The sequence below is a fragment of the Bacteroidales bacterium genome, assembly GCA_035647615.1.
Lineage (GTDB): Bacteria > Bacteroidota > Bacteroidia > Bacteroidales > 4484-276 > SABY01.
Window position 1 is genome coordinate 41,108 of the sequence record DASRND010000010.1, and the last position, 25,148, is coordinate 66,255.

General features: G+C 46.6%; 24 protein-coding genes, 4 tRNA genes and 1 riboswitch. Of the genes, 19 read left to right on the forward strand and 9 right to left on the reverse strand.

The window, feature by feature from the left end; genetic code table 11:
• The first annotated feature begins 10 nt into the window (after window positions 1–10).
• A complete protein-coding gene (locus VFC92_04555; protein HZK07451.1) occupies window positions 11–400 on the forward strand; it encodes a hypothetical protein in 390 nt (129 codons plus the stop codon).
• Here VFC92_04555 and VFC92_04560 read toward each other — a convergent pair.
• Complete coding sequence (locus VFC92_04560; GenBank protein HZK07452.1) at window positions 397–2,805, reverse strand: TonB-dependent receptor; 2,409 nt, start codon at window positions 2,803–2,805, stop codon at window positions 397–399. The genes VFC92_04555 and VFC92_04560 overlap by 4 nt on opposite strands.
• 58 nt (window positions 2,806–2,863) lie before the next feature.
• Window positions 2,864–2,962, reverse strand: a riboswitch (TPP riboswitch).
• 238 nt (window positions 2,963–3,200) lie between these two features.
• Between VFC92_04560 and aroQ the strand changes: the two genes are divergently transcribed.
• The gene (gene aroQ, locus VFC92_04565) at window positions 3,201–3,620 is read left to right on the forward strand and encodes a type II 3-dehydroquinate dehydratase (protein HZK07453.1); all 420 of its coding nucleotides are present in this window, start codon (window positions 3,201–3,203) and stop codon (window positions 3,618–3,620) included.
• Between the two features lie 26 nt (window positions 3,621–3,646).
• Here aroQ and VFC92_04570 read toward each other — a convergent pair whose 3' ends face one another.
• The 3 genes from VFC92_04570 to VFC92_04580 form a co-directional block, all read right to left on the reverse strand.
• Window positions 3,647–3,955, reverse strand: coding sequence for a hypothetical protein (locus VFC92_04570; GenBank protein ID HZK07454.1), 309 nt, complete (start codon window positions 3,953–3,955; stop codon window positions 3,647–3,649).
• Between the two features lie 107 nt (window positions 3,956–4,062).
• Window positions 4,063–5,082 (reverse strand): glycosyltransferase family 2 protein, encoded by a 1,020-nt coding sequence (locus VFC92_04575; GenBank protein HZK07455.1) that lies wholly within the window; start codon window positions 5,080–5,082, stop codon window positions 4,063–4,065.
• Between the two features lie 61 nt (window positions 5,083–5,143).
• The gene (locus tag VFC92_04580; GenBank protein HZK07456.1) at window positions 5,144–6,676 is read right to left on the reverse strand and encodes a GWxTD domain-containing protein; all 1,533 of its coding nucleotides are present in this window, start codon (window positions 6,674–6,676) and stop codon (window positions 5,144–5,146) included.
• Between the two features lie 322 nt (window positions 6,677–6,998).
• Here VFC92_04580 and VFC92_04585 point away from each other — a divergent pair.
• The 7 genes from VFC92_04585 (at window position 6,999) to VFC92_04615 (ending at window position 15,103) form a co-directional block, all read left to right on the forward strand.
• Window positions 6,999–7,083, forward strand: a tRNA-Ser gene (locus VFC92_04585).
• A gap of 632 nt (window positions 7,084–7,715) precedes the next feature.
• The gene (gene tatC / locus VFC92_04590) at window positions 7,716–8,573 is read left to right on the forward strand and encodes a twin-arginine translocase subunit TatC (protein HZK07457.1); all 858 of its coding nucleotides are present in this window, start codon (window positions 7,716–7,718) and stop codon (window positions 8,571–8,573) included.
• Between the two features lie 253 nt (window positions 8,574–8,826).
• A complete protein-coding gene (locus VFC92_04595; protein ID HZK07458.1) occupies window positions 8,827–9,705 on the forward strand; it encodes a lysylphosphatidylglycerol synthase transmembrane domain-containing protein in 879 nt (292 codons plus the stop codon).
• A 16-nt stretch (window positions 9,706–9,721) separates the two neighbouring features.
• Window positions 9,722–11,317, forward strand: coding sequence for a glycosyltransferase family 39 protein (locus VFC92_04600; GenBank protein ID HZK07459.1), 1,596 nt, complete (start codon window positions 9,722–9,724; stop codon window positions 11,315–11,317).
• Window positions 11,314–12,282, forward strand: coding sequence for a glycosyltransferase family 2 protein (locus VFC92_04605; GenBank protein ID HZK07460.1), 969 nt, complete (start codon window positions 11,314–11,316; stop codon window positions 12,280–12,282). The genes VFC92_04600 and VFC92_04605 overlap by 4 nt, the downstream gene beginning before the upstream one ends.
• Before the next feature lie 99 nt (window positions 12,283–12,381).
• Window positions 12,382–13,185 (forward strand): ChbG/HpnK family deacetylase, encoded by an 804-nt coding sequence (locus VFC92_04610; protein HZK07461.1) that lies wholly within the window; start codon window positions 12,382–12,384, stop codon window positions 13,183–13,185.
• A gap of 175 nt (window positions 13,186–13,360) precedes the next feature.
• Window positions 13,361–15,103 carry a phospho-sugar mutase gene (locus VFC92_04615; GenBank protein HZK07462.1) on the forward strand — a complete coding sequence of 581 codons (1,743 nt, stop codon included), beginning with the start codon at window positions 13,361–13,363 and terminating at the stop codon, window positions 15,101–15,103.
• Between the two features lie 101 nt (window positions 15,104–15,204).
• On the opposite strand, the gene VFC92_04620 is transcribed toward VFC92_04615, so the two are convergent.
• Window positions 15,205–15,534 carry a PKD domain-containing protein gene (locus tag VFC92_04620; GenBank protein HZK07463.1) on the reverse strand — a complete coding sequence of 110 codons (330 nt, stop codon included), beginning with the start codon at window positions 15,532–15,534 and terminating at the stop codon, window positions 15,205–15,207.
• A gap of 255 nt (window positions 15,535–15,789) precedes the next feature.
• On the opposite strand from VFC92_04620, the gene VFC92_04625 reads away from it, so the two are divergent.
• From VFC92_04625 to VFC92_04635, 3 genes are all read left to right on the forward strand, one after another.
• Entirely contained in the window at window positions 15,790–16,272 is a 483-nt protein-coding gene (locus VFC92_04625; GenBank protein ID HZK07464.1) for a peptidylprolyl isomerase, read from the forward strand.
• A gap of 131 nt (window positions 16,273–16,403) precedes the next feature.
• Window positions 16,404–16,491: transfer RNA gene (locus VFC92_04630), tRNA-Ser, on the forward strand.
• Window positions 16,492–16,524: 33 nt separating this feature from the next.
• Window positions 16,525–16,599 (forward strand) — tRNA-Pro (locus VFC92_04635).
• 357 nt (window positions 16,600–16,956) lie between these two features.
• Here the strand turns inward: VFC92_04635 and VFC92_04640 are convergent.
• Complete coding sequence (locus VFC92_04640; protein HZK07465.1) at window positions 16,957–18,042, reverse strand: ketoacyl-ACP synthase III; 1,086 nt, start codon at window positions 18,040–18,042, stop codon at window positions 16,957–16,959.
• 70 nt (window positions 18,043–18,112) lie between these two features.
• Window positions 18,113–18,186 (reverse strand) — tRNA-Arg (locus tag VFC92_04645).
• A 154-nt stretch (window positions 18,187–18,340) separates the two neighbouring features.
• Here VFC92_04645 and VFC92_04650 point away from each other — a divergent pair.
• The 5 genes from VFC92_04650 (at window position 18,341) to VFC92_04670 (ending at window position 22,379) form a co-directional block, all read left to right on the forward strand.
• Complete coding sequence (locus tag VFC92_04650; protein HZK07466.1) at window positions 18,341–18,583, forward strand: hypothetical protein; 243 nt, start codon at window positions 18,341–18,343, stop codon at window positions 18,581–18,583.
• 11 nt (window positions 18,584–18,594) lie between these two features.
• A complete protein-coding gene (pnuC, locus tag VFC92_04655; protein HZK07467.1) occupies window positions 18,595–19,212 on the forward strand; it encodes a nicotinamide riboside transporter PnuC in 618 nt (205 codons plus the stop codon).
• Window positions 19,200–19,766: an ATP-binding protein gene (locus VFC92_04660; protein HZK07468.1), complete on the forward strand. Its 567-nt coding sequence runs from the start codon at window positions 19,200–19,202 to the stop codon at window positions 19,764–19,766. Before pnuC ends, VFC92_04660 begins: the two co-directional genes overlap by 13 nt.
• Before the next feature lie 89 nt (window positions 19,767–19,855).
• The gene (locus VFC92_04665) at window positions 19,856–21,052 is read left to right on the forward strand and encodes a glycosyltransferase (GenBank protein ID HZK07469.1); all 1,197 of its coding nucleotides are present in this window, start codon (window positions 19,856–19,858) and stop codon (window positions 21,050–21,052) included.
• A 49-nt stretch (window positions 21,053–21,101) separates the two neighbouring features.
• On the forward strand, window positions 21,102–22,379 hold the full coding sequence (locus tag VFC92_04670; protein ID HZK07470.1) for a polysaccharide biosynthesis C-terminal domain-containing protein: 1,278 nt from the start codon (window positions 21,102–21,104) through the stop codon (window positions 22,377–22,379).
• Window positions 22,380–22,756: 377 nt separating this feature from the next.
• Here VFC92_04670 and VFC92_04675 read toward each other — a convergent pair whose 3' ends face one another.
• The gene (locus tag VFC92_04675) at window positions 22,757–23,056 is read right to left on the reverse strand and encodes a YtxH domain-containing protein (GenBank protein ID HZK07471.1); all 300 of its coding nucleotides are present in this window, start codon (window positions 23,054–23,056) and stop codon (window positions 22,757–22,759) included.
• Between the two features lie 43 nt (window positions 23,057–23,099).
• Window positions 23,100–23,267, reverse strand: a complete 168-nt coding sequence (locus VFC92_04680) for a DUF1328 family protein (protein ID HZK07472.1) — start codon at window positions 23,265–23,267, stop codon at window positions 23,100–23,102.
• 349 nt (window positions 23,268–23,616) lie between these two features.
• Between VFC92_04680 and VFC92_04685 the strand changes: the two genes are divergently transcribed.
• A complete protein-coding gene (locus tag VFC92_04685) occupies window positions 23,617–24,108 on the forward strand; it encodes a hypothetical protein (protein ID HZK07473.1) in 492 nt (163 codons plus the stop codon).
• Window positions 24,109–24,132: 24 nt separating this feature from the next.
• Complete coding sequence (locus VFC92_04690) at window positions 24,133–25,128, forward strand: YihY/virulence factor BrkB family protein (protein HZK07474.1); 996 nt, start codon at window positions 24,133–24,135, stop codon at window positions 25,126–25,128.
• Window positions 25,129–25,148: the final 20 nt, after the last annotated feature.

Genomic DNA, 25,148 nt, shown 5'->3' on the forward strand with positions numbered 1-25,148 from the left:
AGGCTTTGTTATGCCATCAACAATCAACAACGAAAAACTTATGCGACCTTACATTACGAATTTAATTTTTGCCATTTTGCTCATCGTTCTTAGCCTGTGGGGATACTTTGCCAGCCCTTCACCGTCGTTCACCACTTTTATTCCGACTGCCTTTGGGGTTTTGTTTCTGGCTATGACGCCGGTGATGAAACGTGAAAACAAAAACACAGCACACATCGTGGTAGCACTTACACTGCTGCTGGTGATAGCGCTTGTAAAACCGCTCACCGCCGCCATTGGCCGCAGCGACACAGCAGCTACGGTTCGCGTGGCCATCATGCTGGCAGGGGGTTTGGCGTCAATGATCATCTACATCAATAGTTTTATTAATGCTCGCCGCAGCAAAAAAACCACTCGCTAAAACGAAATGGTGGCGCCTGCCAGAAAGTTGATGGGTGCTTGTGGGAAATAACCGTTGTCCATGTATTCGTTGCCTTCGGAATAATAACGATAAACCCACGCATTAGACGAATATTTGGTGCTGAACAGGTTAGAGATATTAGCAAAAAGTTCCACCCTGCTGAACAACTTAGTTCCAAATCCATAGCTAATGTTGAGGTCATTCACAAAATAAGCGTCGATCATCCGCTTGTCGCTCGAAGTGTTGTCGATGTACTGACGACCCACATATTTTGCAACAACTGCCACCGATAGGTTTTCGATGGGAATAAACTGAATGGTGCCTCCCGCCACTACATCAGGCGAAAAGGAAAGGTCGGTATCGGTGAGTTCGTTTTCGAGCTGATGGTAGGGCGGGCTCCAGTTATCCACAAACGCCACGTACTGTTTTATCCGGTTCCTGCTCAGTGCGGCATTGGCTTCCAGATGCAGCCATCCGGTGGCCTTTACACCCGCCACCAACTCCACACCCGCACGATAGCTGTCGGGCACATTGGTAAAAATGGGCGCGCCGGTTTTGTTTATTTCACCGGTGAGCACCAGTTGATCTTTGTAATCCATATAATACAAATTCATGTTCAGACGAACCTTACCCGCGCTGTAATTGTAACCCAGCTCATAGTCGGTAAGCCTTTCAGCTTGCGGCTCGTGGTTTTCATCGGCATCGCGAAAGTCGCTGCGCGTAGGCTCACGATTTGCGATGGCAAACGAAAAATATACCTGATGATGGTTGTTGGGCTGATACATGGCGCCAAACTTCGGATTAAAAAATAAGAAATCGTGCTCCTGCGTAATGTCGCTCATATCGTCGTGCGTGCCGTCAATTTGGTAGTGAATTCCCCGCATCTGCAAATCAACAAAAGCATTCAGTACTTTGGTGATTTGATAATTAATTTTCCCATAAATATTAAATTGTCTCTTTATGCCTTCATTTTCATACCATCGCTTGTCGAGGTTATTGGCATCCGAATATTTGCTCCAGATCACGTTGCCGTAATGGTTGCCGTCGTAGTAATTCCAGCCGCCACCCACAGAAGCCGTGATCTTATCAAAACTATTATAGTTTCCTGAAAAGGTAAAACCATAAAAATCGTTGTCGAGATATTTGCGTGCGATCAAATCAGAAGCGCGCATCGTGTCGCCATTCACCACCACATTATCCAAACCATATTTGGCAAATTTCCCTTTGGATTTATAGCTCTCATAATATCCATAGCCACGCACGTAAAAGGCCGCAGCATTGATGTTGATTTTGCGACTTACCATCTGCGAAAGCAACAACTGATAATGATTCTGCTGGTAATTGTCGGTTTGGTTGTCGTAATAAGCCAGTTTCCCTTGATCATCCGTGTATTCGCCGGCGGGGTTGTAGGTGCGGTTGGTGGCCAGGCTGTCGGAAGGAATGCCATACCACGCCTGGTAGGTTTTTTGTTTTCCCGAAGTTACGTTAACACGCACAATGGTTTTGGCGCCATAATATCCGCCACTGAGATAAAAACTTTTAAGATCAGAAGAAGCCCTGTCGATGTATCCGTCGGACGTAATTTTCGAAAGGCGGCCATCGATTGCAAAGCGACCGTTGAGCAAACCTGAGCCAAACGAGATCGTATTTTTAAAAGTCCGGTAGCTTCCTGCCGAGCTGCTAATGCGTGCATACGGTTCGGCCTGGAGTTTTTGTGTCTGCATGTTGATGCTTGCGCCAAAAGCTGCTGCCCCGTTGGTGCTGGTGCCCACGCCGCGCTGTATTTGTATGTTATCAACAGAACTGGCCAGGTCGGGCATATTTACCCAAAAAAGACCTTGCGACTCGGGATCGTTCATCGGTATCCCGTTCACGGTAACGTTGATGCGTGTGATGTCGGTGCCGCGGATGCGGATGCCGCTGTAACCTACGCCGGCGCCTGCATCAGTGGTAACAACAGTTGCTGGTGTAGATCGCAGCAGCAAGGGCAGGTCTTTGCCCAGGTTTTGTGTTTTAAGTTCCTCCTGGCCCACCTGCTGCCACGTACCAGGCGTTTTCTGACTCAGGCGTGTGGCGGTTATCACCACCTCATCTTCGAGTATGGTGCGAGGTTGCAACCCAAACTCCATCCGGGTGTCACGCGACAATTCTACTGTGGCCGTTTTTTTCTGGTAACCCAAAAAGGTAACCTCCACCTGAAAGGTACCGGCAGCCAGGTTTTTCATCACGAAATTACCCTGATGATCGGTTACCGCATTGTGGTAGGAGTTTGCAATAACCACGTGTGCGCCGGGCAGCGACTGACCACTTTCGGCATCGCGCACGGAGCCCGTAAAAGTGAATTGCGCCCAGAGGAATCCTGGCAGTGCCAATGCCGCCAGCAGCATAAAAAAGTTTTTTGTCATTGTCGATTGATTTTTAGTTCAACACATTCAGAAATAAAAATCAATAGAGGAAATAAGGTCAAATAAAAGCCATCTTTTCCCTTCGCCGGCATTACCCGGAGCAGGTTCAATGAGTATGATCTCAGCCCGTAATATTAAGGCACCCCTAGTTGATTCGGTGGCAAAGATAACAGTTTTGTAAATAAAGCATGGTTTGTCGACAGGATGTTGGTAAAAGTTAGCCAATAACGTTTCGATTTTTTAAAGACGTTTCGAGGTCTTGGAAAGATATAGGCGATCTACCTTTTTTGACGTTTCGAGGTCCTCTGGACGCCCGAAAGTCAAAATTGAATCGAAATCCTGGTTTTGTTTTAGCTTTCGCTGAAAGGATTATTTTTGCCCCAAAAGAACATCTCATGAAAATCCTTATTCTCAACGGACCCAATCTCAATTTGCTGGGATCGCGCCAGACCGACATCTACGGCAGTGAAGATTTTGATTCTTTTCTGCAAAAGATCGAAAAGAAATATCCGGAAATTAATTTTGATTACCGCCAGTCCAACATCGAGGGCGAGCTTATCGACCACCTGCATGCCGCGTGTGGTAAATACGACGGCATCATCCTCAATGCGGGAGCTTACACGCATACCTCTGTGGCCATCGCCGATGCTGTGGCAGCCATCGATGTGCCGGTGATTGAAGTGCATATCTCCAATATTTTCAGTCGCGAAGATTTCCGGCAAATCTCCTTTATCGCTCCGGTGGCACATGGCACCATCTCAGGGTTTGGCCTCAAAAGCTATCTTTTGGCTATCGAGAGTTTCAGGATGGAATGAAGACGGCAGGCGGCAGGTCGCAGTCTTCAGGCAACAGTCCCACTGCTTTCGCCTTCTTTTACTTCTTCATTCTGCGGTTCGATCTTCTGCGGTTCGATATTCAAAAAAAGAAATTTGGGAATGAAGAAGAAAAAGGAATATCGAATAAAGCCTTCCCTGAGCGTCGGATGGTGAGCGAAGTCGAACCAAGTCGAAGGGAATCTTAAATTACAGCCCCAAAGAAAAGGGCGGCATCTGATTCTAAATTTCAATCCATCAATAAAAAAACAGGCATAGCCTGTAAAAATAGAACGGACGAGGACTTCGACAAGCTCAGCCACAGCAGCCTCGTCCAAACACCGGCAATTTTAAGTCCTCTTTAAATTCCTGCAACCGACGCTACGTGCCTTCCACCTTGCGCCGCACCCTTTGCGCCTTGCGCCATGCTCTCTGCGCCCTGCGCTTATCCGCTGAACTTTTCCCCGTCGAGTTGGCCAAAGGTTTTAACACCTTTTACATAATGATCCATTGCAATGTTGCCTTGGTAGATCATGCTTACGTGGCGCTGCTCTATCAACCGACGTTTCCTTTTACTGATTTTGTATTTGTAATAAAAACCCATGTGCGCCCGTGTCACAGCAACAAAGTGCCGGAAGCCACCGTCGAAAAGAAATTTAATGGCTGCTGCCACATCGAGGAAAAAACGCATGAAAAACACCTGATACAACTGGTTGGCCGGGAGGTTTTTGTAGAGCATTATGTTGTTGTTGCGGATGTTGAGATAGGTCTTGCGTGGCGAGGATTTGTCGAGCGAGCCACCGCCGATATGATACACCTCCGACTTGCCGCAATACATTATTTTATAGCCAAGCTGCTTGAGCCGCCAACAAATATCGATTTCTTCCATGTGGGCAAAGAAGTCCTTGTCGAGGCCGCCCACCTGATGATACAGGCTGGCGCGGATAAACATGCAAGCACCCGTAGCCCAAAAAACTTCACTGATGTCGTTGTATTGCCCCTCATCCGTTTCGATAGACTGAAAGACGCGGCCACGACAAAACGGATAGCCATAACGGTCGATAAATCCGCCACCGGCACCTGCGTATTCAAAAACGCTACGGTCGTCGAAAGAAAGGATTTTTGGCTGGCAGGCAGCAATGTTTTCATCGCTATCCATCAGCGCAATTACCGGCTGTAGCCAAGTTTGAGGAACTTCGATATCGCTGTTGAGCAAAACATAATATTCCGAATCCACCTGTCGCAGCGCTGCATTGTAGCCTTCGGCAAATCCAAAATTTTCGGTGTTGAGGATAAGTCTTACCTGCGGAAAATTGTTTTTGAGAAATTCCACCGAATCATCTGTGGAAGCATTGTCTGCAACAATTACGTCGGCTACGTCCCGGCAGCTATCGATAACGCCTGGCAGGAACCGCTCCAGAAAATGGCGCCCGTTCCAGTTAAGTATTACTACGGCAATTTTCATCAGGGGCTAAAGTAATATTATCGCCGCTATGACGACCAAAGCTGATGAAATTTTCGATAAATTATCTGGGATTGTTGTACAAGTCGCCCGACTTGCCGCCGTATTTGTCGCCGTCAGGATTGATGCCGCCCTGCTGAAAACGGTTGTGCAGCTCGGCCTGCCAATTTTCGTTGCTTATCTCGCCGGGCATGTTGCTGTGTATTAATTTATAATTGTTGAGGGCGATATGAATGTTGGCAAACACAAACTTGCGGTTGCGCTGGTTGTCGATGGTATAATAATGCCAGATTTGATAAGGCACCGAGCCGGCGTCGTAGCCCTGCTCGCCACCATCATTGATGGTCATGCCGCTGGTGCTGGCTGCAAAAGGCTGGTCGCTGATGGTGTTAGGCGGGCCGTACTTCAGGAAGATGCGACCCATATCGGTTCTATAACCCCTCTGCCCCTTCGAGCCGGGAGCGCCAAACTGATCATTCACAAGATCTACAGCGCTCAGATAATTGCGCCAGGCATATTCAGGATCTCCTTCGTTGCGGTCGAGCCAAAAATTAAAAAAGAAGCTCTGCATCATCTGTAGGTCGGCGTCACCTTTTTGTATCTGATAGGTGATAAACCTAAGCTCCACATCGGTGGCTACCGGAATCAGATAATCGATATAGTGCCGCAGCGTGTCTTTGCTGGTGATACGCGAAACGAACGAATTCTGCGCAGAAGCAGCGGCATAGTCAGCAAAGTCGATGGCCACAGCCGGATTGCTGCGTTGGAAAAACAGACGATTTTCAGCAATCACCTCATTTTCGCGGTTGCGCACCTCCACCACCAGATTGTAATTTCCGGAGGCAAGATGCGTAATGTCGAAATTAGCGAAAATGATATTGACCGCTTTCGCTGATTCACGCTTAAACCGTGCAAATTTGTTGAGCTTTTTCCCGGTCTCGTAGGACTCCAAAAAATAATTTATTAAAAATGGCTCGCTTTCGCCAAATTGCTTTGTGGCATTGTAAATTTCAGAATAAAAAGTAAGCGTGGTTACCTTCTCGGGAAGGAAATTGTAAACGTAAGGCACCAGGTCATAGCCGCTTTTGCTGAGGATATTTTCTGTGGTAGTAGCCTCGTAAGATTCCACCAACTGTATTCCTGAAACCGATGCTTCATCGGGTGGGAAGTTTATCTCAATGGTTTGCGTGGTAGCGTATGGAGGCATCTCGCTGCCCGGGTCGTTTATGGTGATCTGAAAATCGTACACGCCGTTGGGAAGGCTAAAACGCTGTTGATCCAGAAAGTTAAAATCGATGTGGGAAGTATCCTTCACTACCGGACTAAGCAGCTCGTATTTATCATAATTTACCACCGCGCTGTCTTTGGTAAAGATCATGGAAACTTCTATTTTTCCCTGAAAGCCACCTTCGGGTAGCGGCTGGTAATTAACGGTATTGCCCACCACCGAAAGATAAGTTTCCAGATAAGGCCCGTCGACAGGCGAATAAAATTTAGAATAAAAAAGCTGTGCCTGAACGTATCTGTCATTCTGTGCCATTGTAACATGAACAGACAAAACAAAAACTGTAAGCAGAAACAAATATCTTTTTAGCATAATAGTAGGTTTTCGTAACATCAAGACCAAAAGTATTTTAATGACTCCCCACCACAGTTAATTAATAAGTATTTGGCTCTAAATGTTCAGTTTACGGTGTGGAAATAAGAAGTTGTCAGGCTATCAAGTTGTCGGATTAACGGGACGCGCCTGACAACATAATAACAACAAAACGTGCAACCCGACAACTTATTTCTCCAACCTGGCAACGGCGTAGCGGGCAACCCGACAAGGCGAGCGAAGCGAACTTACAACCCGACAACTTCTTCCCCTACCCGACAACTTTTTTTTGTACAAATCAAAAAAAGTATACTTTTGTCGCGGAGAGTTGGCAGAGCGGTCGATCGCGGCGGTCTTGAAAACCGTTGGCCCTCACGGGTCCGGGGGTTCGAATCCCTCACTCTCCGCTTCTAAACAAAAAGCCTTGATTTGTTCTAAATCAAGGCTTTTTGCTTTTCCCGGCCTTTTACTTCTTCATTCGGTTTTCGGTATTCGATTTTTAATCTCCATTTTTCCAATTCGTCATTCCCTTCGACTACGCTGGTTTCGACTAATTTTGACAAACTGGTTTCGACGGTTTCGACTACGCTGGTTTCGACTACGCTCAACCACCACAACCCCGCGCTTTCTTTTGTTACAGCAGTTTCGTAGCCCAGGCGTTTACGCCTGGGTTTACGTGAACGACAAGAGAAATATTGAGGGCATTTATGCCCTTCTCAGATAACCGATGAAATATTGTAAGGGCGTAAACGCCCTGCAAGAAATTGCGTGACCGCTTCAAGTCCCAGCCATGAATGGCGGGGCTACGGAGCCGTGGATGCGTTTGGTAAAATGCAGGAACAAGAAGGTTCCCATCTTAAAAGCAAATTTTCGATAGCAGCTGAATAGCTACGTTTTACTTCACCATTCGGTTTTTGTTTTTTTAAATTTTTGTTAAAGCTATTTTAATCCAGCTCTTCAGCCTCCTTCTTCAGCCTCCTTCTCCATCCCACTATCCACGTTATGTGTACTTTTGGCGACTAAAAAAATTGGGTAGCTGATGCCAGAAGTTGATTCGACAAAGAAAACCAAAGGAGTGCTTCATCCGCGCAAGCCACAGCCGGCAGCGGGGCCTCGCAACTACCGGCAATATCTGATCCGTCTGCGACGGCAAATGATCCGCAGCGCGGTGGTGATCATGCTCCTGGCAGTGGTAGCTTTTATGAACCGCAGCCTTATCTTCGACCACATCCTGCTGGCACCCAAAAATCCCGACTTTTTCACTAACGTGCTGTTTTGTAAAATAGGCACAAAGTTCAACATCCCCGATTTATGTTTTGATGCTTCGGCACTCAAGATTATCAATGTGAACATGGCCGGGCAGTTTCTCACTCATTTGTATGTTTCCATAGTTGCCGGCGTAGTGGTAGCGTTTCCTTATCTGCTTTACGAAATTTGGTCGTTTCTCTCTTTTGTACTTAGCATCAAAAGCCGGCGCGCCACGCTGGTCATTATGATAGTGGGTACTCTTTTATTTGTCGCGGGACTGCTGTTCAGTTATTACCTCATCGTTCCGCTCACCGTTAACTTCCTAGGAACCTATTTCGTGAGCGGGCAGGTGGCCAACCACGTGATGCTTGGCAGCTACATCGGCACCGTTGCCTCACTATGCCTGGGGGTGGCGGTCTTTTTCGAGTTACCAATCTTCATTTTCTTTCTGGCGCGCTACGGCATTGTGGGGCCAAAAATGCTTGCAAAACAGCGGCGCATCATGGTCGTGGTGATCCTGATTGTTTCGACCATCATCACCCCACCCGACGTCATCAGCCAGATTATGGTGGGCATCCCGCTGTTGGTGCTTTACGAAATCAGCATCGTGGTGGCGCGCAGCGTTTGGCGGAAGCCGGCAGAGTCGTAGCAATTTGGTTTCTTTGCACAGGTTTTTAGAATGAATTAAATGTAAATGGTGTCCGGGTAAAAACAATAGATTCTTCTCCGCCGGTTGGCGGATCAGAAAGACAAGGGTTTGCGATGAGTTGGAAGATGGAGGGCTTAGTCGGCGGCTGCGTCGCCGACTAAGCCCTCCCAAGAACCCTAACAACCTGTCATTCTGAACGAAACGCAGTGGAGTGAAGAATCTATTTATGAAAAATGATGTTTACCGGACAACAATGAATATCAAAAAAAATAAAGTGAAAGTACACCTCCCCAAACATCTGAAGACAGCGCTCAAGATCATCCTATCTTTGGGCATCCTGGCTTTTGTACTTTACAAAATCGATACAGGGGCGCTGTTGGAAGTTTTTGCACGGGTACAGCCGCTGTGGCTTTTGATGGCGCTGCTATTTTTTGCTTTATCAAAATACATTTCAGCTTTTCGCTTACGCAGATTCCTACACAACACCGGCATCGACATTAGCGCCAGCTTCAATCTGAAACTCTACCTGCTGGGCATGTTTTACAATTTGTTTCTGCCCGGCGGCATCGGTGGCGACGGCTACAAAATCTATCTGCTCAACAAACGATACGACGTAAAAGCGCGGAACATCTTCTGGGCTATCCTGCTCGACCGCGTCATGGGGTTGCTGGCGCTGTTTTGTCTGGCTGCTGCCCTGGCCACCGCCGCTACCCTCCCCCACTTTTACAAAACCTACTCCTGGCTGCTCATCCCGCTGGCCATCATCGCTTTTTATTTTTTTATAAAAATCTTATTCGATCGTTACCGCGACATTTTTACCATTACGTTGCTGCAATCCTTTCTGGTTCAGCTTTCGCAAATGGTTTCGGCATTTTTTATCCTGCAGGCAATCGGCGTAAGCGATGCCACAATCGATTATCTGTTTATATTTCTGATCTCCTCCATTGTGGCGGCGTTGCCCATCACGATAGGTGGCGTTGGCTCGCGCGAAATCACTTTCCTGCTGGGGGCGCAGGTGATGCAACTCAGCACCAGCAACAGCATTGCGCTAAGCTTGTTGTTTTATATCATCACCGCCCTGGTGTCGCTCACCGGAATTTATTACAGTATCAAAACCGAAAAATTAAAATAATTGGCTCTTTGGGATCATGATTAAAACTTTGCAAAAATATCCGCTCATTCTCTACGCCACCGGTGGTATTCTGTTGATAATTGCGCTGCTGATCAACCTAGGCAGGATTAACATTTTTATGGCTGTGGATGAAGCTACGCGCGGACTGGTGGCGCTCGAGATGATGATTTCGGGCAACTACGTTACGCCCACCATTTACGGCGACTTTTACTACAACAAGCCGCCACTCTTCCCATGGATTTTGGTTGTGTTTTTCAAACTTTTTGGTATGAGCGAAATGGTGCTGCGCCTGCCCACCGTGCTGTCGCTCATTGGCTTTGGTTTTACCATTTATTATTTCGTCTCACGCGAAATGGGCAAACAAGCGGGCATCATCACCGCTTTCCTGTTTGTCACTTTGGGGCGATTGCTGTTTTGGGAATCGCTGCTCGGCTACATCGACACCACTTTTTCGTGGGTAATCTACACCATGCTGATGGTGGTGATTTATCATTTCCGGCGAAAGCAATATCTGCAACTCTTCCTTCTCTCCTACCTGCTGATGACGGTTGGTTATATGCTCAAAGGCTTGCCAGCCATCGTTTTTCAGGGCATCACGCTACTGGTGGTTTTCATCTCCGAAAAGGAATGGCGCCGGCTTTTCAATTGGCAGCATGTGGCAGGAGCAGGCGTTTTTGTGGTGCTGGCGGGAGGTTATTATCTGATGTATCATCATTACAATTCGCTGCAAAATGTTTTCGCCACTTTGTGGAGCGAATCGACCAACCGCACGGTGGCCACACAAGGTGTGAGCCTCACATTGCAGCATTTGTACAAGTTTCCGGTGGAGATGCTCTACCATTATCTGCCCTGGACGCTGCTGCTGGTTTTTACGCTGGTGCGCGGATTTTGGAAAAAGGTTTTTCAAAATGGTTTCCTCAAACTAAGCCTGCTGGTGCTGCTTTTCAACCTCATCCCCTACTGGACGTCGCCGGATGTTTACCCCAAATACATCATGATGCTGGTACCTCTGGCACTGTCGGTTTTTGTATTTTTTTATTTAGAAAACAAAAAACAAAACAAACGACTTTCCTCAATAATGGAATGGGTCTTTTTTGGCGCTGGAATTCTGCTAACCATAGGCTACCTGGCGCTTCCGCTGATACCACAATTTGCCGACACGCCCGCCGCCAAAACCGTTGCCACCATTCTATTTGTGCTCTCGGCAATTTTGATGTATTTCTATTTCTACCTTCGCGACAAACGATTGATTATTTTTGCCATCGTGCTCATCGTGGGGCGCATTGCTTTTGGCTGGTATGTGTGGCCGCTAAGGGCTGAGCAGTTTGAAGTTTACGAAGAAGATGCCATCGAAGTGGCACAGATTACTGCCGATGAGCCTTTGCTTTATTATCACGCGCCCATGTTGCAATATGGAGCCACTTACGTGATGACGCGTGAAAAGCAGCAACTGATCCGGCAGGAGAAGCAGGAGCCGAAACCGGGAGTGTTTTACATCACCGACGACAACGGGCTGGCGCTAATCCGGCAAGAAAACCAAGTGGAAATATTTTATCAATATCCCAATGTGGAGGATGGCAGAAATCTGAATTTGATAAAGATCATGAAATGAAAAAAACGAAAATATCCATCATTGCGCCGCTTTATAACGAACAGGAAAATGTGGGGCAGCTCGCCGCCGAAATCATCGGAGTGATGTCGGCAACAGCCTACAATTACGAGGTGATCCTTGTAAACGACGGCAGTAGCGACGCCACCTGGCAGCGCATTGCTGATTTGCAGCAGTCGCATCCACAAATTACGGGTATCGATCTGGCAGGAAACTATGGCCAGACCATCGCACTTCGCAGCGGTTTCGAAAATTCTACCGGCGATATCATCATTTTTATGGATGGCGATCTGCAACACAACCCGGCAGACCTGCCACGGTTCATTGCGAAAATAGAAGAAGGCTTTGATATGGTGGGCGGTGCCAAAGTAAAACGCCCGGAGAACTGGTTCAAGAGCAGCTTATCACGATTTGCGCACTGGCTCATCCACCGCATCTCCGGCGCCGACATGACCTACTTCGGCGCCACCTTCCGCGCCTACCGCCGATACCTGCTCGAAGAGTCGAACATGATTGGCGACGCACATCGCTTTCTGGGCGCTATCCTGGCGCGAAAAGGCATCCGCCAAACCGAAATCCCTATCGAAATACGACAGCGGGTAGCCGGCACCAGCAGCTATTCGCTCAAGAAAGTTTATCTGGTGATCATAGATTTGATATTTCTAAAATTCACCATCTCCTACATGAACAAGCCCTTCAGACTCTTTGGCGTCACCGGTGGACTGATGTTCATCGTCGGACTACTGCCCACGGTGTACCTCGTCATCGGCTCACTGTTTTTCCATTTCCACCTGCGCATAGATTATCTGGTGGAGTTTCTGTTTTCGATCTTCGTCATGATCATGGGAATGTTGCTGGTGAGTTTTGGGCTTATTGCCGAAATTGGCATCTATAACTACTATGCCCGTGGCAACCACAGCCCTTACAGCGTCCGGCGCATCATAAGGGAAAATCATAAAAAACAATAAAGCAAACCACAAATAAGCCTCAACATCAATATTCAATAACCAAACCCGTCACGAATTTTTCCATTTTGATTTTCGGTTTTTAATTAAAAAGAAATAAGAATGACTGATAAACGCCTGATCATAAATGCAGACGATTTTGGATGGGATGAAGCAGCCACAGCCGGAATCGCGCATTTACTCGAAAAAGGGAAGATCAGCAGCACCACCATTTTGGCCAACTTCGCCACCGAAAACGATCTTGAAAAGGTACGTTCCATCGACGGAATCAGCACCGGCCTTCACATCAATTTGATCAATGGCAAGCCGGTGAGCCGACCGGAAGAGGTGGATACTTTACTCGATGCTGAAGGTAAGTTTTTGGGTGCTGGAAAATTGTACAAAAGGTTTTTGATGCGAAGGATAAATAAAGATCATATTGTGAAAGAGGTAGCGGCGCAAATCAAAAGCTTGCGCGAAAATGGTATCGACATCTCACACGCCGACAGCCACCAGCACCTGCATCAATTCCCCGGATTGGGAAAATGGATATTGCAGGCGGTGGCCGACAATGGAATCAAAAAAGTAAGAAACTGTCGTTTGACTCGTATTCATGCAGGACGCAGTGTAGTGATCGCACTATTTGCAGCAACAACATCACGCAATTTAAAACCTTTCCAACACCCGGATGCGCTGATAGCTGAGCTATCTTTTGGCAGCGATTATTCGGACGACTTTGCAAATCAACTACTGTCGTCCCATTTCCGCAAAGGTGATGTGTTCGAAATAATGACCCATCCGGCTACAGCCGACAAAACAGATTCGTACCTGCATCGCAAAGCAGAATTTGACTTTTGGGACACGCTACCGTTGAAAGAAATTTTGAGCGGGAATAAAATCAATATGATAAACTATCGCGAACTTTAGTTCTTTGAAGAGAAAAACCTCCTGAATGTTATTTTTAATTAAAAACATCCCCGCCGGCAACGGGTTTTCTTAACTTTGCCTACCTTATTGAAAAATGCATCATTCATATCCTTTCATTGGGAGAAATGCTGCATTAATTATTAGAGCTTTACATTTTAAATAAAGAAATACTGTAATGGATAAAAAGCAAATCGACCCAAAGATTATCGAAAGAGCCAACGTGTGGCTCACCAAGGATTACGACGCCGAAACCCGCGCTGCCGTGCAACGAATGATGGATGAGAATCCCGACGAACTCACCGAATCGTTTTATCAGGATCTGGAATTTGGCACCGGCGGCCTGCGCGGACTAATCGGCAGTGGCACCAACCGGATGAATAAATATACGGTAGGAGCCGCCACACAAGGGCTGGCCAACTATTTGAAAAAGGTTTATCCGAAAGAAAAACAACTTCGCGCTGCTATCTCATTCGACCCACGCAACAAAAGCGATTACTTCGCACAAACTACCGCCGACGTTTTCTCAGCCAACGGTTTCACGGTGTATCTGTTCGACGCGCTGCGCCCCACCCCGGAGCTTTCGTTTACCATACGCCATCTCAACTGCCACACCGGTGTGATGATTACTGCCTCGCACAACCCCAAAGAATACAACGGCTACAAAGCCTACTGGAACGACGGTGCGCAAATGATCCCACCGCACGACAAAAACGTGATCGATGAGGTAAAGAAAATACAAGTTAAGGATGTGAAATTTAAAGGCATCCCCGAAAATATACACATCATTGGCGAAGAGATAGACCGGCTCTATCTGGATGAAGTAGAAAAACTCTCGCTCTCGCCCACTTCTAATCACCGGCAGGCGGAGCTTCCATTGGTTTACACACCGCTTCACGGCACCGGCGTTAATCTGGTTCCGGCTGCGCTGGCGCGATTTGGCTTCGAAAATGTTTTTAAAGTGCATCAGCAGGATGTGGTGGATGGCAATTTCCCAACCATAGTTTCACCTAACCCCGAAGAGCCGGCAGCGCTGGCCATGGCACTCGACAAAGCACGCAAAGTAGATGCGGAGCTGGTGATGGCCACCGATCCCGACGCCGACCGTGTAGGGATAGCTGTGAAAGATCTCCACGAAAATTACGTCTTGCTCAATGGCAACCAAACCGCCACTCTGCTTACCTGGTACCTGCTCACCATGTGGGAACGCAAAGAGATGCTCACAGGCAAAGAATACATCGTGAAAACCGTTGTCACCACCGAACTCATCAGCGACATAGCCAGAAAACACAAGGTAGAATGTTATGATGTGCTGACAGGTTTTAAATGGATTGCGGAAGTTATTCGTGAAAACGAAGGCAATAAAACCTTCATTGGCGGTGGCGAAGAAAGTTACGGATACATGATCGGCGACTTTGTGCGCGACAAAGATGCTGTTGCCTCCTGTGCCATGCTCGCCGAACTGGCTGCCTGGGCTGCAAACCAGCGCAAAAACATCTTCGGTCTGCTGCTCGACATCTACATCGAATATGGTTTTTATAAAGAAAATCTTCTGTCTGTGACCAAAAAAGGCAAAGCCGGCGCCGAGGAGATTCGCAAGATGATGGAGAATTTCAGAACCAAACCGCCCAAAACCATCAATGGCTCGGAGGTGGTGATGATAAAGGATTATCAGGAGCAAGTGCAAAAAGACCTGAAAAACGCAAAAGAAACCGCCATCAAATTACCCAAAAGCAACGTATTGCAGTTTTTTACTGCCGACGGCACCAAGATAAGCATGCGGCCATCGGGCACCGAACCCAAGATAAAATTCTATTTTGGCGTAAAAGGCGAACTAAAATCTGCCGCCGACTACGACAAAGTTAATGAGGCGCTCGACAAAAAGATTGATGCCGTAATCAGCGACATGAAACTGAAATAAAAACAAGCGACAAGCTCGAAAACTAAAAGCGCCACTTCCCGATAAGAAGTGGCGCTTTTTGATTGAAATCACTCTGAAACGATCCTAACAAATATAGTTTGTCACGGAAGAAGATTGTTTACCAATACGGTGTCGCGCACCGAATTGCTGCCCTTACCAAAAGCTTTGAGCGTTACGATAAAACTATCATTTTCTTCGTACAAATGCGTTGGTGAGGTGGCCGTACTTGCAGTACCATCGCCAAAGTTCCACTCGAAAGTCTGAGCATTTACGCTGGTGTTGTTAAAAATAACCTGCCCGGCAGAATCCGTCAATTGCCAGGTAAATGCAGCTTTCGGCTCCTTTTTGTCGTCGTCATCTTTTTTGCAGCCAATGGCCAGCAACACAAAGAGCACAAGAACCCACGGTAAATATTTTTTTGTAAAAGTCATAAAAAATAATTTTAAGATTTGACGGCAAAAGTAGTGCTTTGTTTTGGAAAATAATTGCATCGAGCAAAACAGGCGGAGTAACTTGTGGGGATTTTAAAAATTTTAGCAGTGTTTTGAACCGGGATTTTTAAAATTATTTATTTTCTTTGCAAATTAAGTCGGCAGCACCACAGGCTGTCGTGTATCTAAATCGGATGTGAAGCATTGATTAAGAAGGTGTTTCACATATTTTTTTTAATAAAAAATACTATTTTCATGAAAATCGCAAAGAACAAAGTAGTAGGAATTCATTACACACTCACCGATGATCAGGGCAACACGCTCGATTCTTCTGACAGCCGCGACCCATTGTATTATCTGCATGGCAATGGCAATCTGATACCAGGCCTGGAGCGGGAGCTGGAAAACAAAAAGAAAGATGATGCTTTTAAAGTAACCATTCAGCCGGAAGATGCATACGGCAAACGCAATGACGAGATGGTTTATGAACTTGACCGTTCCAAATTTCCCAATCCTAAAGAGATCGAGCCAGGCATGACTTTCACTTCACAAACCAACGAGGGCGACATCCATCTCACAGTTGTAAAAATAGAAGGCGACAATGTTACGCTTGATGCCAACCATCCGCTTGCCGGTCAGAAACTTACTTTCGACGTAAAGGTGGTGGAGGTGCGCGATGCCAGTGCGGAAGAACTCGAACACGGCCATGTGCATGGGCCTGATGGTCATCATCATTAGCAAATTGGCCGGAAGCCAAATCCTGTAAGAGATTTTTTTCGGAAAATGTTTTGTTAATTCAGAATTAATCCGATCTTTGCACGCCGAAAAACGGGAGACCCCTTTGGGGTACGTTCTTTAAAAGATAGGATGGAGAGGTGGGTGAGTGGCTGAAACCAACAGTTTGCTAAACTGTCGTACCTGTAACGGGTACCGGGGGTTCGAATCCCCCTCTCTCCGCTTTTTCAGGATGAGTTCTTAAAAATAATAGTACGGGGTATAGCGTAGTCCGGTTAGCGCGCCTGCTTTGGGAGCAGGAGGTCGTAAGTTCGAATCTTACTACCCCGACGCAGTAAATCAAGGAGTTAAGTTAAATCTTGACTCCTTTTTTATTTTACGGTGTAAACAAAAGTCCGGATAGTGCGTCACACTTTAAGGCGTGAAGATCGATGTTCGAATCTTACTACCCCGACATTGAAAAACAGGGAGTTAGAGTAAAATCTAGCTCCCTGTTTTATTTTGATTTTAAATACAGCATTTTGACTTCTAACTTTTTGCCCACGAATCCCGCAATCGAGGTCAACCTGTTAGTGCTGAAATTCGAGATTTAAAATTCATTCGTAAGCCTAAAATCCAATTCCTACTTACTACCTACTTCTTCATCATATCTCATCTGTGCTTACTGCCCAACTGCCGACTGTTTTCTCACCCCTGATAACGATATGCGATGCAGTTGATGTTCATGCCGGCGCCTACAGAAGCGAAGAGCAGCAGGTCGCCCTGATTGAGGTCGTGTTTTTCGATGCAGGTGCCTTTGCGGATGCGGTCGTAGAGTGTGGGGATTGTAGCTACCGAGCTATTGCCCAGCTTGCTGATGCTCATGGGCATGATGCCTTCGGGCGCCTGGCGTATTTTGTAAAGACGATAGAAACGTTTCACTATTTCGAAATCCATCTTCTCGTTGGCCTGATGGATAAAGATTTTCTTCACCTCGTCGATGGTGTGGCCTGACTTGTCGAGACACTCCTGCATGGCGTCGGGCACGTGGTTGAGCGAAAACTCATAAATTTTACGGCCAAGCATCTTCATGTAACTGATCTCTGGCCTGGAGCCTTTCTGGTAGCCGGGGCCACGATAAAGGTAAAAAGCTTCTTTGTTGGCATAGGTTGCCATGCTGGTAGAGAGAATCCCATATTGCTGGTCGCTTTCGCTAATCTCCATCACCGTGGCGCCGGCGCCATCGGAGTAGAGCATCGAGTCGCGGTCGTTTTTGTCGACAACACGTGAAAGTGTTTCGGCTCCGATAACCAGGCAGCGCTTTGCCAGCCCCGACTGCATAAACGAGCGCGCCTGAATGGTTCCCTGTATCCATCCGGGGCAACCAAACACCACGTCGTAGCAAATGCATTTGGGATTGTTGATGTCGAGTTTGTTTTTCACTTTTGCAGCGATGCTGGGAAGCATGTCGGTTTGGACGGTACCAACTGGCACATCGCCGAAGTTGTGGGCCACAATGATGTGGTCAAGCGTTTCGGCGTCGATGTTGGCATCTTTTATGGCCTCCTGTGCCGCCAGAGTGGCAATGTCGCTGCACACCTGATCGTCGGTGGCATGACGGCGCTCTTCTATGCCGGTAATTGCACGAAACTTCTCACTTATTTGCGCATGAGGTTCAGCAAAAGCCACTCCTTCAACATCGAAAAACTGATTGACGGCAAAGTCTTCATTTTTTACCACACGAGAAGGAACGTAACTTCCTGTTCCTGTGATGAGAATATTTTTAAAACTCATTATTTAAATTCTATTTTATTTAAACCAAAGAGCGCTGTAAAAAAACTCCGTTACAACGCTCTGTTCCTCGTGATCCAGGCGGGATTCGAACCCACGACCCGCAGCTTAGAAGGCTGCTGCTCTATCCAACTGAGCTACTGGACCTCTTTTTTTTCCTTTTAACGGGCGCAAAGATACACACATTATGTTTTTGCCAAAATCAAAACTTCCATTTCCCTACACGCATGCGCTGCTACTAACCTTTTTTTTACTTTTGCCGGTATTATTGCTTTGATCATTATTTTAATAACAACAAACTATGAATATTTCTGTCGAAGTAAGTTATTATCCGCTCAAGGTTGAATACAAGGCTCCTATCAAAGATTTTATTGCACGCATCAGCAAGCACGAAGGGCTCAGAGCAGAAACCAACCACATGAGTACGCAAATTTTTGGTGAGTACCGTCAGGTGATGCAGGCACTTACCGATGAAATTTACAAGTCTTTTGAGCTTCCTCACTCCATTTTTGTGATGAAGATCATCAATGCTGACCTTCGATAAACTGCTCGTCCGTGAATGAATTTTTTAATCTTTTTTATCAAAACCTGTCCCACACCACCTGGCTCGAAGCTGTGGCTGTATTGTTTGGGTTACTGAGCGTGTGGTATGCCCGCAAGGAAAACATCCTGGTGTATCCAACTGGCATTATCTCGGTGCTTATTTACGTTTACATCTGCTATTTTGCCGGCCTTTATGCCGACATGGGCATCAATGGATTCTACTTTCTGATGAGTGTGTATGGCTGGTACAAATGGACGCATCTCGACAGCGAGGAGCAAACCATCGTCATCACTTTCAACACCGCAAAGCAGCACCTCTTGAGCATTGTAGGCACCATCGTATTTTTTGCAGTGTTGTACTATTTGCTTTCTAATTACACCGATAGCACTGTGCCTGCATGGGATTCAGCCACTACGGCAATATTTATCGTGGGCATGTGGCTGATGGCGCTCAAAAAAGTGGAAAACTGGATTTTCTGGATCATCGGCGACTTTGTGTCGATACCACTTTATTTTTATAAAGGCCTTGCCTTGACAAGCTTTCAGTTTACAGTATTTCTGATTCTGGCAGTTTGGGGCTACATCGAGTGGCGCCAAAAAGCAAGAGAGCAGCAACTATGCACAAGTTAACAAAAATTGCAATCACAGGTCCGGAATCGACGGGCAAGTCGATGCTGGCAAAACAACTGGCCAACCATTATCATGCGCTCTGGGTGCCGGAGTTTGCACGCTACTATTTGCAGGAGCTTGGGCGCGATTACGTTTTCGACGACGTCCTGCACATTGCCCGGCAGCAGCAAAAATCACAGCAGGCTTTCGAAGAATTATCTTCTGATTTGCTTTTCAGCGATACCGAGCTGCTGGTAACCAAAATTTGGTGTGAAGTGAAGTATGGCAGCTGTCACCAATGGATTGAGGAAAATCTGCAAAAGCAGGATTTTGATTTGTACCTGCTCACCGACATAGATCTGCCGTGGGAATACGACGAGCTGCGCGAACATCCGCACCAGCGTGAAATGCTTTTTAAACTTTACCAAAAGGCACTCGACAAGCAAGGTTTCCCTTACGTAATCATCAGCGGAACCGGAGAAAAACGCTTGCGCAATGCAGTGGAAGCTGTGGATAAGATGATGAGCCAACGGGTTGTTTCAAGCCCCAAAAGGGATAACAACCCTGGCAGGTGAGGAAGTTGTAAGGTTGTCGAATTTTGATTGAATAATTGCGATGCGAAACGCAAACCAAATATCTTTTATTAAATATCGTTAGTCCGCTCATGAAACAAGCTCATCCCTCCCGCCTCCACATTTTGTATCTGCCCCGCTGGTATCCGCACCGCTACGATCCCATGATGGGACTTTTCATCGAACGACACGGACTGGCTGTGTCACCACATGTCGACATTTCGGTACTTTACGTGCATGCTGATGAGAAGCTGAAAGGCAAAACTTACGAGATCGTTCATTCCGAAAATGGATTGTTTACAAAGCGTATTTATTTTAAAAAATCTGCAATAAAACCGGCTTTTCTGGCCAACCTGGTAAATTCCTGGCGTTTTGCCTTCAGCCATTTTAAGGGCATACGAATGATACGAAAGGAACGCGGGAAGGAAAACCTGGTGCACGTGCATGTGCTCACCCGATGTGGAGTTATTGCCCGCATCAACAAGCTGATACACGGAGTTCCTTACGTTATAACAGAGCACTGGACGCGCTATCTGCCCAACATGGACACTTATAGCGGTACGGTGCGTAAACTTTCGACACAGTGCGTGGTGCGAAACGCTGCGGCAGTGCTTCCCGTTACTGCCAACCTGCGCGATGCCATGATCGACAACAAGCTGCGCAACGATAATTATGTGGTAATTCCCAATGTGGTGGATATCCAAAAATTTACGCCAGCGCAAAGCAAAAGCCCACGGACACGCAAAAAGATCGTGCATCTCTCTTGCTTTACCGATAAACAAAAAAACATTTCGGGCATCCTTCGGGTGATGGAAAAACTAAGCCAGCAACGCGATGACTTTGAGCTTACCTTTATCGGCGATGGCGAAGACTTTGGCCGGATGCACCAACTTGCCGACGAAATGCATCTTACCGACAAAATCGTAAAATTTGCTGGTCTCAAAGAGGGTCAGGAGCTGGTGGAGCTGCTACGCCAGGCCGACCTGATGATTATGTTCAGCTACTTCGAAAACCTGCCGGTGGTTATCCTCGAAAGCTATGCCTGCGGCGTACCGGTAGTTTCGACGCGTGTGGGCGGCATCCACGAGCACCTCGACGAACGCCTGGGACAGCTTACCACTGCCGGCGACGAAGAGGAATTTATTGCTGCGCTCAACGATACACTGGATAATCTGGATCGCTATAAGAGCGAAACTATCAGACGCTACGCCGTCGAGCATTTCAGCAATGATGTGATTGGTAAATCTCTTTTTGAACTCTATCAATCGGTAGCACGAAAATCCAAATAATCTCAAAAGATTTTTCCCACAGTTTTTTAATGATGAATCATCAGTTACTGTGCTCAACAAGATCATAAATACTTTCGGTACACGTGTGGCCATAGCGGTTATCAATCTGCTGATTGCCGTCATGGTATCCAAAATGCTGGGCACCGATGGCAAAGGAGTGCAGAGCCTTGTTCTTGTCAGCATCACCTACATCCTGGTTTTTGCCAATCTCATGGGGGGCGGCGCGCTGGTTTATCTCACACCACGTTTTCATTTTCAGACACTGGCTGTGCCCGCCTATCTTTGGGCTGCAGCCAACAGCCTGGTTTTTTATTTTGTATTAAAAGTATTCGATCTGGTGCCACAGTCGATGGTTTTACACGTAATTATTCTGGCCGCCATCAATGGGTTTACTTCTATCAATGCCTCCATCCTTATCGGCAAAGAAAAGATCAAATCTTCCAATTCTATCATGCTGTTGCAGGTGGTGATAAGTGCACTGAGTCTGGCCGGATTTTTTTATGTGGCCGGCCTGGCCAGCATCCACAGCTACATCATCACTCTGTACATTGCTTTCGGCAGCGCTTTCGTGTTAAGCCTCATCCTGTTGCGCCGCCATACTGAGGGTTTGCGTCGTGCAACCTGGAAAGAATACCGCACCGCCTCCTATCAGATGCTGCACTACGGTTTGCTCAATCAGTTGGCGCACATCGCCCAGTTGCTAAGCTTCAGGATGAGTTACTACTGGCTCAATGATTTGTATGGTGAAGCAGAGGTGGGCATTTACTCCAACGGCACTTCACTGGTGGAATCGATATGGTTGGTAAGCCGCAGCATCTGCATGGTACAATATGCGCATATTGCCAACAGTACCGACAAAGCTTCCTCGCAGAAACTCACAGCACAGCTCACGGTGGCTGCACTGGTGCTCAGCGCCGCACTTTTGCTGGTGCTGGTGATTCTTCCGCCTGCATTTTTTGTATGGCTATTCGGCCCCGGCTTTGGCCAGGTGGGAGCCGTGATCCTGTCGCTGGCTCCCGGCGTGCTGCTGTTTAACGTGGCGCTCATCGTAGGACATTATTTTTCAGGCACCGGAAAATACCACGTCAATACCATTGCCTCTTTTGCAGGATTGGCGGTTGCTGTGGTTTTGTATAGTTTAATGATTCCTGCTCTGGGAATTACCGGTGCCGGCTGGGCTACCAGTATTTCCTATTCTTTTACAAGCCTTATCGTGGTTTTGTTTTTCGCCCGCGAAATGGTTATCCGCCGCAGCGATATTATCCCCCGAAAAGGTGAAATAAAAACGCTGATAGCTGAAGTGATGCATTCTTTGGGGAGAAGATGACGCTGGACGCAAGGCGCATAGAGCTTGGCGCAAGGCGCGGGATCATTCCCAATTCTATTTTTTTGAATATCGAACCGAAGAATATCGAATCTCGAATAATGAAATAAAAAACTACTACTTGCCAACGGCTGGCCGCCCACAACCTAATTCCTGATCATCCATCGGCTGCATCTTTAGTCACATCAAAAAAAAGCGCCAATCTACGGGGAGTAGACTGGCGCAGGCATTGGGGGGACAATATAGTGAGTTTAAATTAAGGAGTCTGTACAAAATCAGGCTCAACAGTATCGTTTTTTAATAATTGGTTTTCAGGGGACGTTGTAATCATTGGCTAAAAAAAATCAGTCATTTTTTTAGAATCAGATCAACAGCATTGTTTACAGGTTGGTATTTCCAACTTTTCGGGCGGCAGTTTTGACCTCTTCAACTGCTTTGGCAGCAGCGCGTTGCACTTCCTCTTTTCCGACGTGCACATCTTTTTTGAACTTGTTCAACTGGCCTTCAAGATATTCCTTCTGGCTCTCAAAGGTATCGACTACCGACTGCGAAACGTCTTTCATGGTTGATTTGAGCTTTTCCGCGGTTTCAGAACCCTTATCGGGAGCTATTAATAATCCTGCCACTACGCCGGCAATGGCACCTGCCAAAAATCCGGCTAATACATTTACTTTACTCATAATATTTATTTTTTATGGTTTAAAAAACTTGATTCATTTCTTTCTATTTCCAGCCTCTAACTCCACCGCCAATCAGCGAAAGCAACAGAAGAACGACGAAAATAAAGAAGACAATTTTGGCTATTCCAGCTGCTCCGGCGGCGATACCACCAAAACCAAGCACCGCTGCCACCAGGGCTACGATAAGAAAAATTATTGCTAGTCTCAACATAATGTATTTGTTTTAAAGTTTAAAATAAGTTTACTAAATAAATTTTTCGTTCAAATTCAGGTTGGTATGCGTAAATATTATGCCATCAAAAAATGAGGGCTATAGCAAAAAAACTTCAACCGATTGATTTAATGGTGTTTAAAATAACATTCCTGACTTAATAATCGGATAATCATTTCCGTTTTCATGATAAGAATGTTCCACACTTGAGGCTAATAATCCACAAAAGCCACATGTCTGGTGGTTTGGAGCATTTATCTATTAGTACACATCCTCAAAGTTTTAACTACTAAATAAAGACAGCCGGCATATTTTTGGCCATGACTGGCGAAATTTTAAAACTGTAAACATGAAAAAATTAACTGTATTTACTTTTGTAATTCTATTAAGCAGCTTTAGCGCTATGGCACAATACAATTTTGCCATTGGCCTGCGAAGCGGCGGTACGTCGGGACTTACCCTAAAAAAGATGAACCCCGCATCAGCTTTCGAAGGCATCATCGGCTTCTGGCACGACGGACTGAGTGTTACGATCTTGTGGGAAAAGTATTCTCCCGCCTTCAACGAACCGGGTTTTAACTGGTACTATGGCGGTGGCGGACACGTAGCTTTTTATGGCGACGACTTCGACGGGCGTGGCCCTTCATGGTATCACCATCATTACGATGAGGATGATACGGGCGTGGGGTTGGGAATCGATGGAATTGTTGGGTTGGAATACAAAATACCCAACGTGCCCATTGCCATCAGCCTCGACGTGAAGCCTTATTTAGAAATAAATACCGACGGAGGAGTTCACTTCTCTCCCGATCCGGGCCTCGGAATTAAGGTAGCTTTTTGATGAAACAATTAGCATAAAAAACGGATGAAAAAGAAACAGATCAAACACAAGCTGAAGGATTTCTTCAGGATAACCAAGAATGCGGTGCTCAATTTTGGCAGCAACAATCCGCTAAACCTGGCCGGCACCACATCTTATTTTGCCTCCTTTTCGCTGGCGCCCATCCTTATCATTATCATCTCCCTGTTTGGACTGCTGGTAGGCGACGACACCATGCGCACCAAACTCTTCGAGGAGCTTAACAAACTCATCGGGCAGGACAGCAGCCTGGTGCTGCAAAATGCCATCGATAACTACGAACTTACTAAAGACAGCGGCATCGCCACCATCATTGGCATCATCTTTTTTCTGGTGTCGGCCACCACATTGTTCGGCATCATGCAGGGTTCCATCAACTATATCTGGCGCGTAAAGGTGAAGAGTAACATCAAGATGAGTATTCTGAAACTCCTCAGAGACCGTGTATTTTCATTTGGTGTAATCCTTAGCCTCGGATTCTTACTTCTGGTATCGCTGATAGTAGATGCTTCCATCGCTTTTCTGCGCGCTTTTCTGTCGCAGCATTTTGGTCCCGACATGATAATTTTTGCACAGATTATAAACCTGACGATCTCGTTGGGCATCGTGGGGACCATTTTCACCATTATCTACCGATTCCTGCCTGATGTAAAAGTAGAATGGAGCGCTGCCTGGTTTGGCGGAATCTTTACTGCTGTGCTGTTTTCTTTAGGCAAAATCGCCATCGGGATGATCATCGGCAGCAGCAACATGGGAGTAGTTTACGGCGCCATCGGTTCGTTTATCATCATCCTCATCTGGATCTATTACGCCTCCTTTATCCTTTATTTCGGCGTAGAGCTTACCAGGCAGTTTTCGCTGCTTTACAAGCACGAAAACGAGCCGTTGAATTTTGCGGTACCATTCCGAATCATTCAGGAAGATGACGATGGTGAAAGAGAAGAAAAATCGGTAGAGCATGCCATTTCAAACGAGACAACCCGAAAAAAGATGGGTGGTTAAGCAGGGAAGATGGCGGGTTT

Bases quoted from the DNA above. Each gene is read 5' to 3' on its own strand.
- VFC92_04610 (HZK07461.1), top strand. From the start codon at position 12,382: ATGACTGATAAACGCCTGATCATAAATGCAGACGATTTTGGATGGGAT.
- VFC92_04640 (HZK07465.1), bottom strand. From the start codon at position 18,042: ATGAGTTTTAAAAATATTCTCATCACAGGAACAGGAAGTTACGTTCCT.
- VFC92_04575 (HZK07455.1), bottom strand. From the start codon at position 5,082: ATGAAAATTGCCGTAGTAATACTTAACTGGAACGGGCGCCATTTTCTG.
- VFC92_04650 (HZK07466.1), top strand. From the start codon at position 18,341: ATGAATATTTCTGTCGAAGTAAGTTATTATCCGCTCAAGGTTGAATAC.
- VFC92_04690 (HZK07474.1), top strand. From the start codon at position 24,133: ATGAAAAAGAAACAGATCAAACACAAGCTGAAGGATTTCTTCAGGATA.
- VFC92_04560 (HZK07452.1), bottom strand. From the start codon at position 2,805: ATGACAAAAAACTTTTTTATGCTGCTGGCGGCATTGGCACTGCCAGGA.
- VFC92_04675 (HZK07471.1), bottom strand. From the start codon at position 23,056: ATGAGTAAAGTAAATGTATTAGCCGGATTTTTGGCAGGTGCCATTGCC.
- VFC92_04660 (HZK07468.1), top strand. From the start codon at position 19,200: ATGCACAAGTTAACAAAAATTGCAATCACAGGTCCGGAATCGACGGGC.
- VFC92_04605 (HZK07460.1), top strand. From the start codon at position 11,314: ATGAAAAAAACGAAAATATCCATCATTGCGCCGCTTTATAACGAACAG.
- VFC92_04595 (HZK07458.1), top strand. From the start codon at position 8,827: ATGAATATCAAAAAAAATAAAGTGAAAGTACACCTCCCCAAACATCTG.
- VFC92_04580 (HZK07456.1), bottom strand. From the start codon at position 6,676: ATGCTAAAAAGATATTTGTTTCTGCTTACAGTTTTTGTTTTGTCTGTT.
- VFC92_04555 (HZK07451.1), top strand. From the start codon at position 11: ATGCCATCAACAATCAACAACGAAAAACTTATGCGACCTTACATTACG.
- VFC92_04685 (HZK07473.1), top strand. From the start codon at position 23,617: ATGAAAAAATTAACTGTATTTACTTTTGTAATTCTATTAAGCAGCTTT.
- VFC92_04625 (HZK07464.1), top strand. From the start codon at position 15,790: ATGAAAATCGCAAAGAACAAAGTAGTAGGAATTCATTACACACTCACC.
- VFC92_04680 (HZK07472.1), bottom strand. From the start codon at position 23,267: ATGTTGAGACTAGCAATAATTTTTCTTATCGTAGCCCTGGTGGCAGCG.
- tatC (HZK07457.1), top strand. From the start codon at position 7,716: ATGCCAGAAGTTGATTCGACAAAGAAAACCAAAGGAGTGCTTCATCCG.
- VFC92_04665 (HZK07469.1), top strand. From the start codon at position 19,856: ATGAAACAAGCTCATCCCTCCCGCCTCCACATTTTGTATCTGCCCCGC.
- VFC92_04600 (HZK07459.1), top strand. From the start codon at position 9,722: ATGATTAAAACTTTGCAAAAATATCCGCTCATTCTCTACGCCACCGGT.
- aroQ (HZK07453.1), top strand. From the start codon at position 3,201: ATGAAAATCCTTATTCTCAACGGACCCAATCTCAATTTGCTGGGATCG.
- VFC92_04615 (HZK07462.1), top strand. From the start codon at position 13,361: ATGGATAAAAAGCAAATCGACCCAAAGATTATCGAAAGAGCCAACGTG.
- VFC92_04620 (HZK07463.1), bottom strand. From the start codon at position 15,534: ATGACTTTTACAAAAAAATATTTACCGTGGGTTCTTGTGCTCTTTGTG.